11 protein-coding genes are annotated in these 10,718 nt (G+C 71.0%); 2 read left to right on the top strand and 9 right to left on the bottom strand.

Annotated features, from left to right (window positions below; genetic code table 11):
* Positions 1–34: 34 nt before the first annotated feature.
* Entirely contained in the window at positions 35–886 is an 852-nt protein-coding gene (locus tag M5362_RS12775; protein ID WP_260227581.1) for an MBL fold metallo-hydrolase, read from the top strand.
* A gap of 96 nt (positions 887–982) precedes the next feature.
* On the opposite strand, the gene M5362_RS12770 is transcribed toward M5362_RS12775, so the two are convergent.
* From M5362_RS12770 to M5362_RS12760, 3 genes are all read right to left on the bottom strand, one after another.
* Positions 983–2,371: a DEAD/DEAH box helicase gene (locus M5362_RS12770; protein ID WP_260227580.1), complete on the bottom strand. Its 1,389-nt coding sequence runs from the start codon at positions 2,369–2,371 to the stop codon at positions 983–985.
* An 83-nt stretch (positions 2,372–2,454) separates the two neighbouring features.
* A complete protein-coding gene (locus M5362_RS12765) occupies positions 2,455–2,658 on the bottom strand; it encodes a cold-shock protein (RefSeq protein ID WP_033201600.1) in 204 nt (67 codons plus the stop codon).
* A 476-nt stretch (positions 2,659–3,134) separates the two neighbouring features.
* The gene (locus M5362_RS12760; RefSeq protein ID WP_260227579.1) at positions 3,135–3,770 is read right to left on the bottom strand and encodes a DUF1345 domain-containing protein; all 636 of its coding nucleotides are present in this window, start codon (positions 3,768–3,770) and stop codon (positions 3,135–3,137) included.
* A 175-nt stretch (positions 3,771–3,945) separates the two neighbouring features.
* Between M5362_RS12760 and M5362_RS12755 the strand changes: the two genes are divergently transcribed.
* Complete coding sequence (locus tag M5362_RS12755; protein WP_260227578.1) at positions 3,946–4,413, top strand: GreA/GreB family elongation factor; 468 nt, start codon at positions 3,946–3,948, stop codon at positions 4,411–4,413.
* A gap of 52 nt (positions 4,414–4,465) precedes the next feature.
* On the opposite strand, the gene M5362_RS12750 is transcribed toward M5362_RS12755, so the two are convergent.
* From M5362_RS12750 to M5362_RS12725, 6 genes are all read right to left on the bottom strand, one after another.
* Positions 4,466–5,281: a family 1 encapsulin nanocompartment shell protein gene (locus tag M5362_RS12750; RefSeq protein WP_260227577.1), complete on the bottom strand. Its 816-nt coding sequence runs from the start codon at positions 5,279–5,281 to the stop codon at positions 4,466–4,468.
* A 5-nt stretch (positions 5,282–5,286) separates the two neighbouring features.
* Positions 5,287–6,270: a Dyp-type peroxidase gene (locus tag M5362_RS12745; RefSeq protein WP_260227576.1), complete on the bottom strand. Its 984-nt coding sequence runs from the start codon at positions 6,268–6,270 to the stop codon at positions 5,287–5,289.
* A gap of 149 nt (positions 6,271–6,419) precedes the next feature.
* On the bottom strand, positions 6,420–8,738 hold the full coding sequence (locus M5362_RS12740) for an FdhF/YdeP family oxidoreductase (protein ID WP_261365859.1): 2,319 nt from the start codon (positions 8,736–8,738) through the stop codon (positions 6,420–6,422).
* A 216-nt stretch (positions 8,739–8,954) separates the two neighbouring features.
* Entirely contained in the window at positions 8,955–9,728 is a 774-nt protein-coding gene (locus tag M5362_RS12735; RefSeq protein ID WP_260227645.1) for a metallophosphoesterase, read from the bottom strand.
* A 47-nt stretch (positions 9,729–9,775) separates the two neighbouring features.
* Positions 9,776–10,030, bottom strand: a complete 255-nt coding sequence (locus tag M5362_RS12730) for a hypothetical protein (protein ID WP_260227575.1) — start codon at positions 10,028–10,030, stop codon at positions 9,776–9,778.
* Positions 10,027–10,680 (bottom strand): nucleotidyltransferase family protein, encoded by a 654-nt coding sequence (locus M5362_RS12725; protein ID WP_260227574.1) that lies wholly within the window; start codon positions 10,678–10,680, stop codon positions 10,027–10,029. The genes M5362_RS12730 and M5362_RS12725 overlap by 4 nt, the downstream gene beginning before the upstream one ends.
* Between the last annotated feature and the right edge of the window lie 38 nt (positions 10,681–10,718).

Here is a 10,718-nt window from a genome sequence, read left to right as displayed (position 1 = left end):
ACGCTGCGGCGACTCCGCCCGAGGGAGAGCAGCGATGACAACCACGGAGAGTTTCGACCTTCTGCAGCCGTACAAGATCGCTGAGGAGACGTTCGTCATCCCGTGGGCCCTTGAGGCCCCTCCGGTCGGCCACTTCCCGATGAACTCGATGGTGATCCGGGGAAGCGAACCGGTCCTCGTGGACACCGGGGCGCCCGCAGTGCGCTCCCAGTGGCTGGAGGCGGCCTGGTCCGTCGTGGATCCTCTGGACGTACGGTGGATCTTCCTCACCCACGACGACCGCGACCACGCCGGCAACCTCTTGGCGGTCCTCGCGGAGTGCCCGAACGCGACCCTGCTCACGACATGGTTCTCCATCGGCCGCATGGCCGAGGAGTGGGAGACACCCATCAACCGGTGCCGCTTCATGACCGACGGCGACACGATCGACGCGGGCGACCGCACCCTGGTCGCCAAGCGACCACCCCTGTACGACAACCCCACGACCCGCGCCCTGTTCGACGCGAAGGCCAAGGTCCTGTGGGCCGTGGACACGTTCGCCACGAACGTGTCGACCCCTGTGCCCGACATGGCGGCGCTGTCGCCGGACGAATTCCGCGACGGCCAGTTCTTCGGCGGAACCCTGGTCTCCCCCTGGGTGGCCCTGCTGGACGCCCAGAAGTTCGGGACGGTCGTCACCGACTTCCAACACCTGAACGCCGAGGTCATCGCGGGCTGCCACTGCCCGGTCCTCCGCGGAGCCCAGATCCCCGAGGCCTACGACCTCCTCCGCCGGCTCCCCGGCATGCCACCGTGGACCGAGTTCACCCAGGCCGACCTGGACCAGTGGATGGCGGTCGCCGAGAGCTCGGTTCCGCCGGAACAGCCGCGGCCGTCGGGAACGTGAGCGGCGCTGCCGCGCCACGTGGGGAACCTGCCGGTCACAGCATTCGTCTGGATCAGGCCGGAGCACGCGAGCCCGGCAAGATCCGAACGAGAGCCCCTAGCGTCCCCGGCGGATCCGGGCGGCCTGGCGGGCCTCGGCCGTCTTACGGGCCTCGGCGGAGCGCCGTGACTCGTTCTTGGCGCGGCCGGGCTTGCCCGGGACGGTGCCGATGCCGCGGAAGATCGCTCCGCCGCGCTTGGGGCCCTCGGTGCTCGGCGCGGCACCGTCGACGGGCACGCCGGACGGGGCCTTGGCGCCGGTGAGGCGGCTCAACTCGGCCTCGCCGGAACGGACCTGGGTCACGCGGGCGCGGATCCCCGCCTCGCCCATGAGCCGGACGACGTCCTTGCGCTGGTCGGGGAGGACCAGGGTGACGACGCTGCCGGACTCGCCGGCGCGAGCGGTGCGTCCGCCCCGGTGCAGATAGTCCTTGTGGTCGGCGGGCGGGTCGACGTTGACGACGAGGTCCAGCTCGTCGACGTGGATGCCGCGCGCGGCCACGTTGGTGGCCACGAGGACGGTGATGTCACCGCTCCTGAACCGCTCCAGGGTGCGGTTGCGCAGCGGCTGCGACTTGCCGCCGTGCAGGGCCTCGGCGCGCACCCCGCTGCCGCGCAGGTGCTTGGTGAAACGGTCGACGGAGGCCTTGGTGTCCAGGAACATGATCACGCGCCCGTCGCGGGCGGCGATCTCCGTGGCGGTGGCGTACTTGTCCGCGCCGTGCACCTGGAGGACGTGGTGCTCCATCGTGGTGACGGTGGCCGCGGTGGGGTCGACCGAGTGGACGACCGGGTCGTGGAGGTAGCTCTGGACGAGCTGGTCGACGTTGCGGTCGAGCGTGGCGGAGAACAGCATGCGCTGGCCGTCGGGCCGTACGAGGTCGAGCACCTCGGTGACCTGCGGCAGGAAGCCCATGTCGGTCATCTGGTCGGCCTCGTCAAGGACGGTGATGTCGACCCGGTCCAGGCGGCAGTCCTTGCGCTCGACGAGGTCGTTGAGCCGGCCGGGGGTCGCGACGAGGACCTCGGCGCCTTCGCGCAGTGCGGTGGCCTGCCTGCCGATCGACATGCCGCCGACGACGGTGAGCATGCGCAGCTTCAGGAGGCGGGCATACGGCGTGAGCGCGTCGGTGACCTGCTGGGCCAGTTCGCGTGTGGGGACGAGGATCAGGGCGCGCGGCCTGCGCGCCTCGGCCCGGCGGCCGGCGGTGCGTACGAGCAGGGGAATGCCGAAGGCGAGGGTCTTTCCCGATCCGGTGCGCCCGCGCCCGAGGACGTCGCGTCCTGCGAGGGCGTTGGGCAGGGTGGCGGCCTGGATGGGGAAGGGTGTGTCGACGCCGAGCTCGGTGAGCAGCGCCAGCACCTCGGCCGGCAGCTCCAGATCGCCGAACGCGGCGACCGGGGGGAGGGCCGGGGTATGGGTGACCGGGGATGCGAATTCGTTCATCGGAGAAACCTCGTCCGAAAATGCGACGAGCCGGGGCCCTCACCACGAGGGTGAGGACCCCAGCTGCGTCGGAAGGCTCAGCCTCAGGCGGGGAGGATGTTCTCCGCCTGCGGGCCCTTCTGGCCCTGGGTGACGTCGAAGGTCACCTTCTGGCCCTCCTGGAGCTCACGGAAGCCGGAGGTCGCGATGTTGGAGTAGTGGGCGAACACGTCCGGGCCGCCACCCTCCTGCTCGATGAAGCCGAAGCCCTTTTCCGAGTTGAACCACTTCACGGTGCCAGTAGCCATGTCATATCTCCTTCGAGGCACTACCCGGGGATCCACACTGTGTGAATCCCGGCGTCGCCGCGCGATTGCCCCGTCCGGAAACAGCACCGAAAATACAAAAAGTGCCTGGCGGAAACGAATCCGCGAAAGGCACTTGAAGTTTATGGGAACCACAACTGCAACTGAGTTCACTGTAGCACGGTGTGGTCGAACGTGCACGGAATTCTTCGCTCCGCGCCTCGTCGCGCCCCCTCACACACCGCCCGTGCCCAGTCCCCACGGCCCCGAGCGCCCCGCCACGCCGTCCGGAAACATCGCCCGCCTGCACGAAGACGGGTCGGCCGGGACGGGCGTCCGGACCCTCGCGGGCCGGGAGCGCCGTCGGGCCGGCCCCGCTCCCGGACATGCCGGAATTCCTCCGGATGGGTTCGTCATGCGCTCTTCATCCACCCTTCACGGGCTCTTCGCCGGGAAATCCCGCTCTCCCGGGCCCGGCGTCAGCCGGTGACGAGTCCGACGACGAGATTGACGGCCGTCGCCAGAATGCTCGTACCGAACACGTAGGACAGCAAGGAGTGCCGCAGCACCACCGCTCGGATCCGCGCACTCGACACGTCGGTGTCGGAGACCTGATAGGTCATTCCGAGGTTGTAGCTGAAGTAGAGGAAGTCCCGGTACGCGGGCGGCTCGTCGGAATTGAAGTCGATGCCGCCCTTCGACGTCGCGCAGTAGAGGTACGCGTACCGCGTGGCGTACATCAGGTGCAGGGCCGCCCAGGCCATGAACACCCCGCTGAGCCCGGTCGCGGCAGCGGCGTGGCCGGTGTCGGAGGCGCCGCGCAGGAGGATGACCACGGTGCTGCCCAGTCCGCACAGGGCGACCGCGACGATGATGATCTCGTCGGTCAGGGGCCGGAAGTCCTCGCGCCGGGCGTCGCGGCGTGTGGTGTCCGCGTCCATCGGCCAGAGCACGACCCAGCCCGCCACGACGAAGAGCGTCTCCGCCAGGGCGATGCCGGCGAGGATTCCCAGCGGTACGTCGGTGAGCCCGCCGACGGCCGCGCCGATCGCCGCTCCGGCGACGACCGAACCGGCGAGCCGGGGAACCGCTGTCCGCGGCAGCCACTGTGTCATGGCCGGTAACGCTATCCGCGCATCGATCTCCGACCCGGCATTTCCTCCCCCCTCAATTCCTTCCCTCTCCTTGCCCCACCTCGCCGGGCTCCGTGATTTGCCGGGGCCCCCGCCGAATGCGGTAATTGAGGTGCAGCCGAGGGATCCGATTCGTACGCGCGTCACGGGAGCAGGAATGACCGGTGGACCCGAGCCCATCAGCGCCGAAGCTCTGAAGGCGCTCCGGAAGGACCTCGCCGAGCTGCGGGCCGAACGGGACGGTGTGGCCGCGACCTTGCGGAGCGAGGATCCCGTGGGTGACCGGGCTGACGAGGCCGACGAGCTCCAGCGCGCCTCGGACGTCGCACGTCTGGACCGGCGTATCGACGAGATCGAGGGGCGGATCCGCGAGGCGTCCGTCGCCGGCGCGCCGTCCGCGGACGTGGTCGGCGTGGGCAGCACCGTCACCGTGCGGTTCGCGGACGGGTCGGAGGCGACGCTCCAGGTCGGCGAGATCTCCGAGGAGCTGGACAGGGCCCTGGTCACCGCCGACAGCCCGCTGGGCCGCGCGCTGCTCGGGCACCGCGCGGGCGACACGGTCACGTACCAGGCTCCGGACGGGCGTACGAGCGCGGTCGTCGTCTCCCTGGGGAACGCCCCCTAGTCACGACCGGCCGGGTCACGACCCCTGGGCCCCGTTTTCACGAGCGGCCGGGTCACGGCCTCAGGGCGACGACCGCCTCGTCCGTGTACGTCAGGAACGTCAGCGTCTCCTGGAAGTACAGCTCGATGCCCTTCGCGTCGTGCGCGGTGTAGCCGATCGCCAGGTCCTGGCCGAGGCGGAGTTCGAAGTCGCCGCCCCGCGTGGACAGGACGAACGCTCCGGTCAGGGCGGGCGCCCAGATCGGGTCGCCGCCGAGGATCCGGCCGAGGTGCGCCGCGATCGGGTAGCCGTGGTCGGAGGTCTCGCTGACCGCCGTGTACGCGTCGGCGCCGAGCAGGAGCGCGTACGGTCCGTCGACGCCCGCGAGCCGCAGCGACGTCAGTGCGCGGCTGATCGCGTCGGGGTAGTCGCGCGACTCGGCTGGCAGTCCCAGCTCGGGGTTGGAGGACCGCGAGCGCAGCCCTTCGATGCCTGCCGCCGGGTATCCGTCGAAGACGGCCCGGTCCTCGGCGAAGGCCATGGCGCGTGCCGCGTCCTTCACCGGCTGCCAGTCGGAGTCGTTCGAGCCGCGCTCGACGTCGTCCACGGCGGCCCGGCTCACGGTGAACGGGACGCGGAGTTCGACCAGCCGGCGCGCCTCGCGCAGCCGCGCCGTGACACCGGGGGCGGGCGGGTCGATCTCGTCGAGGTGACCGGTGCCGGCGGCGGCCAGCCCCGGGCCCGCCGGGTCGGGGACGTCGACGACACGGCGCCCGGCGACATGGCGCCGGAAGGTACGGCGCGCCTCCTCCTCGATCTCGGCCCACGCGGCGGGGGTGATCGGGGCGAGTTCGCGGTGCAGGTTGTCGGTGGCGGCGGGGTTCGTCATGACGCTCAGGCTCCTTTGAGGCTGCCGATGCGCAGGGAGTCGCCGCGGTGGGCGGTCCCGGAGGCCGGGGCAGGGAGGTCGCCGAGGAGGTCGGCGCTGGGGACGAAGAAGAGGCCGCCGGTGACGGCCGTGGAGAAGTCGAGGATGCGGTCGGTGAGGCCCGGCGGGTCGCCGAGGAACATGTTGCGCAGCATCTGCTCGGTCACCGCGGGAGTCCGGGCGTATCCGATGAAATACGTGCCGAACTCGCCGCGGCCGACCTCGCCGAACGCCATGTTCTCGCGCACGATCTTCTGCTCGGTGCCGTCGTCGTCGACGATCGTGTTGAGCGCGACGTGCGAGTCGTCCGGTTGGACGCCGTCGGGGAGTTCGACGTTGGACGACTTGGCGCGGCCGATGACGCGTTCCTGTTCCTCGACGGTGAGCGACTGCCAGGCCGCCATGTCGTGGACGTACTTCTGCACGATGACGTAACTGCCGCCGAGGAAGGGCGGCTCGTCGTCGGTGACGTACACGGCGTCGTCCGCCTGGCCGCCCTCGGGGTTCTCGCTGCCGTCGACGAAGCCGAGGAGGTCGCGCTGGTCGAAGTACTTGAAGCCGTGCACCTCGTCGACGACGGTCACGGCGGGGCCCAGGGCGTCGACGATGAGCCGGGCCAGTTCGAAGCAGAGGTCCATGCGGCGGCCGCGTACGTGGAAGAGCAGATCGCCCGGGGTGGCCGGCGCCCGGTGCCGGGGGCCCGTCAGGGGCGTGAAGGGGTGGAGCTCGCGCGGGCGCGGCCCGCCGACGAGCCGGTCCCACGCCACCGAGCCGATGCCCGCGACGCAGGTGAGGGCGGCGTCCGGCGAGCGGAAGGCCACGGAGCGGGTCAGCCCGGCGAGATCGGCCAGCGCATCCCGTACGGCGGCCTCACCGCCGGGGTTCAGCGAGGCCACGAGGAACACGGCGGCTCTCGGCGGCGGTACGACGACGGGCTGCGTGGTGACCATGCGACTCCCGGCAGACATTACGTCACGAACAGCAACAAAAGGTACGGCGTCAGGGTATCCGGCCCGGGGCTGGGACGCAGTGCGGGCACGCACCGCGTCAGCAGGCTCCGGCCCTGATCCTGAGACAGGGCGCCCCTCACACGCGGGATTCAGGCTGCGGGGGTGATGGTGACCTTGACGTGCTTCATGATCGGCTGGTCGCTCTGCGTGCTGTAGTCGCCGAGGGCGCACAGCACGTTCATCTCGGGCATGTACCCGGCCGCGCAGCCGCGCGGAATGTCGTACGGAACGGCCAGGTAGCCGTCGAGGTGCCGCCGGCTGCCGTCGCCCGCGGTGCTGGTGATGTCGACCGGGTCGAGCTTCGCGATGCCGCGTTCGCGCATGTCGTCCTCGTTCATGAAGACGAGGGTGCGCAGGTTCTTGATGCCGCGGTAGCGGTCGTTGTCGGAGTAGATGGTGGTGTTCCACTGGTCGTGGGACCGCATGGTTCCGAGCGCCAGCATTCCCGGGGCGGGGACGACGTCGGGCAGTGCGGCGGCGGAGAACTCGGCGCGTCCGGACGGGGTGAGGAAGACGAGTTCGCGCGCGGGCTGCTTGATGCGGAAGCCGAGCGGCAGCCGCACCCGGCGGTTGAAGTCCTCGAAGCCGTCGAGGGCTTGGGCCATGGTGTCGCGGATGCGGTCGTAGTCCTCGATGTACCACTCCCACGGCGTCTCGCTCCCGGGCAGTGCCGCGCGGGCCATGCCGGCGACGATCGCGGGCTCGGAGAGCAGGTGCGGGGAGGCGGGGCGCTTCATGCCGACGGACAGATGGACCATGCTCATCGAGTCCTCGACGGACGTGCTCTGGACGCCCTTGCGCTGATGGTCCTTCTCGGTCCGGCCGAGGCAGGGGAGGATGAGGGCCTGGCGGCCGTGGACGATGTGGCTGCGGTTCAGCTTGGTGCTGACCTGGACGGTGAGTTCGCAGGCGCGCAGTGCCGCGTACGTGTGCGGGGTGTCGGGCGCCGCGAGGGCGAAGTTGCCGCCCATGCCGACGAACACCTTCACCTCGCCGCGGTGCATGGCCTCGATGGTGCGTACCGTGTCCAGGCCGTGCTCGCGCGGCGGCTCGATCTTGCAGACCTTCGCCAGCCGGTCCAGGAACTCCGTGCCGGGGCGGTGGTCGATGCCGCAGGTGCGGTTGCCCTGGACGTTGCTGTGGCCGCGCACCGGGGAGGGCCCGGCCCCTTCCCGTCCCAGATTGCCGCGCAGCAGCAGGAGGTTGACGATCTCCCGTACGGTGTCGACGCCGTGCTCGTGCTGGGTGACGCCGAGACACCAGCTGACGATGGAGCGGTCGGCCTCGCGGTAGACGCGGGCCGCCTCCAGGATGTCGTCGCGGCCGACCCCGGACTGCTTCTCGATCTCGTCCCAGGGCGTGGCCTCGCACAGCGCGCGGTACTCGTCGAAACCGGCGGTGTGGCGGTCGATGAACTCCTGGTCCAGCGCCTTCGGGTCGGAGGCCGACTGTTCCAGGATCGCCTTGGCCATGCCCCGTACGAGCGCCATGTCGCCGCCGATGCGCGGCTGGAGGTTGAGGGTGCTCGTCGGGGTCGAGTGGAAGGTGGCCATGTCCTTGAAGTCGTGCGGGATGATCGCGCGGGTCGCGCCCGCCTCGACCAGGGGGTTGATGTGCACGATCTTGGCGCCGCGGTGGTACGCCTCCGACAGCGCGGTGAGCATCCGGGGCGCGTTGGAGGCCACGTTGACCCCCATGATGAACAGGGCGTCGGTGGTCTCCCAGTCCTTGAGGTCGACGGTCCCCTTCCCGGTGCCCAGTGCCGCCTGGAGCGCGCGGCCGCTGGCCTCGTGGCACATGTTGGAGCAGTCGGGCAGGTTGTTCGTGCCGAGTTCCCTGGCCATGAGCTGGTAGAGGAAGGTGGCCTCGTTGCCGAGCCGGCCGGAGGTGTAGTACGCGGCCCGGTGCGGGGAGTCCAGGGCGCGCAGCGTGCGCCCGACGAGGTCGAAGGCCTCCTTCCAGCTGATGGGCACGTAGTGGTCCGTGTCGGGGTCGTAGACCATGGGCTCGGTCAGCCGGCCCTCGTTCTCCAGGTCGTAGTCGCTCCAGCCGGACAGCTCGGTGACCGAGTGGGCGGCGAAGAACTCCCGGTCGACCCGTTTGCGGGTCATCTCCCAGGTGACGTGCTTGATCCCGTTCTCGCAGATGTCGAGGTGCAGACCCTTGGTGTCGTCGGGCCAGGCGCAGCCGGGGCAGTCGAACCCGGTGTTCTCGTGGTTCATCTTCATGATCGCCCGCGGGCCGTCCATCAGCGCGCCCTCGCGCGCCATGAAGCGGGTCACGCTCTTGGCCGCGCCCCACCCGGCGGCCGGGTGGTGATAGGGGTGGAACTCCGGCTCCGCGCCGGGCTCGGGTCCCACGCGCGGTTCGTCCTGTTCCCGTTCCTGCTCTTCGGGTGAGGCGCTCAAGGTCCTGACCTTCCGCCGTACGGGCGTGGGCCCGGGGGCCTCGCCGTGGGACGTGGGCCCGGGGGCCTCGCCGTGGGGCATGGGCCCGGGGGCCGGCACTGTTCCTGCCACCCTAGGCACACGGGACGGACCATGGCATTTCGGCCGATCCGCACCTGCGCGCGGTCCGTCGCGCGCAAAGGACGGTCCGTCGCGCGCAGAGGGCCGGACCGCCGGTCACGCGGCGTCGGAGGCGGGGCCGAGCGGCAGGTGGTACAGGGCGAAGGCCTTGCCGATGACGGGCTGGGCGACGTTACGGACCCTGATGCCGCCCGCCGTCATGCCGTGCTCGGTGCCGAGATGGGCGTGGCCGTGGATCGCGAGGTCGGCACCGGCCTCGTCCATCGCCTCGGCGAGGAGGTAGCTGCCGAGGAACGGATAGAGCTCGGGTGGCTCCCCCGCCAGCGTGTCCGGAACGGGCGAGAAGTGCGTCAGCGCGATCCGGAGCGCGCAGCCGTCGGCGGCCAGCTCGCCGAGCGCCCGCCGCAGCCCGTCCGCGCTGCGCCGGGTGACGCGCACGAACTCCTTCATCTCCCGTTCCCCGAACTCGCCGGCACTGCGCCCGGCGAAGCCACCGCAGAATCCTTTCGTGCCGGCGACGCCGATCCGCCGTCCGTGCAGGGTCAGGACGGTCGTCGTGCCGTCCAGGACGGAGACACCGGCCTCCGTGAGGACGCGGGAGACCTCCGCCTCCTCGTCGGAGTGGTGGTCATGGTTGCCGAGCACCGCGACCACGGGGACGCCCACGTCACGGACCTCGCCGGCCACGACCTCCGCCTCGGCGACGGTCCCGTGACGGGTCAGGTCGCCCGCGAGGAGCAGGAGGTCCGCGCGGTCGGGAAGCGTCTCGAACGAGGGGCGCAGGAGGCCGTGGGAGTCGGGACCGAGATGGATGTCCCCCACCGCGGCCACCCGAACGACCGGACCGCCGCCGTGCCCGCCCGGGTCCACCGGGCTCGCCGGCTCCACGGGCGCGTTCAGGTCCACGGGCCGGCCCGTCACGGCAGGTCCTCGTGACCGTGGGGCGGCTCCGCGTTCGCGACGCCGAGGTCGGCGAGGACGGGGATGCCGGCCAGCTCGGCCTCGGCGATCCGCAGGATCTCGTCGCGGCGGTCCGCCGTCGGCAGGGTGCCGGAGAGCAGCACGGCTTCGCCGCGCATCTCGATCCGTACGCCGAGCTCGGCCGTGTCCCCGCCCGCCAGCCGCTCCCGCAGCCTCGCGATGCGGTACTCACCCGCGTCGCCGCCGGTCACCCCGCGTCACCCTCGCGCGGGATCACTCCGAGCCGCTCCAGGAGGTAGAAGAAGGCGGCCGGCATGGGTTCCTCGCGGTGCTCCCGGCGCAGTCGCTCCCAGTCCACCCGTTCCCGCAGCCCACGGGCGACCGGGAGCAGGACCCCGAAGTCGCAGTGGTGCTCGGACAGCGCCGCCAGCCGGCTGCTGAGGAGGTCGGTGGGGGCGAGGACGGGCATGTGCACGGAGTCCACGGGCAGCGACTCGGCGCGTTCGAGGAGCTCGGTGGTGACCGGCCGGTCGGCGAGCGCGAAGATGAGGTCGATCTCCTCGCCCTTCGTCCGGGCCTTGACCAGCCAGTCCTCCGGCGGCCTGACGATCTCGACGTCGTGGTCGGCCAGCGCGGCCACCACGTCCTCGGCGTCCTCACGGCGTACGGCGAAGTCGGTGTCGTGCTGGAGCGGGAGGGGGACGCCGTGGGCGTAGACGGCGACGCTGCCGACCAGCGCGAAGGGGTGGCCGGTGGCCTTCAGGAGGGCACCCACCCGCTTCGTGGCCTCCAGGATCGCCTGCGTGTGGTCGGCGGGAAGCGCGGCGTCGTCCCGGGAGTGGTCCGTACCGGTCGTGGGCGTGGTCGGGGTCGTGTCGGCCGTTGCTGGAGTCGCGTTCATCGCCTCTCTCCGTCCCGCTGCGGGGGCAGCGAATCTTC

The sequence above is a fragment of the Streptomyces sp. Je 1-79 genome, assembly GCF_025195125.1.
GTDB lineage: Bacteria > Actinomycetota > Actinomycetes > Streptomycetales > Streptomycetaceae > Streptomyces.
This window is presented reverse-complemented; position numbering and strand designations above follow the sequence as displayed.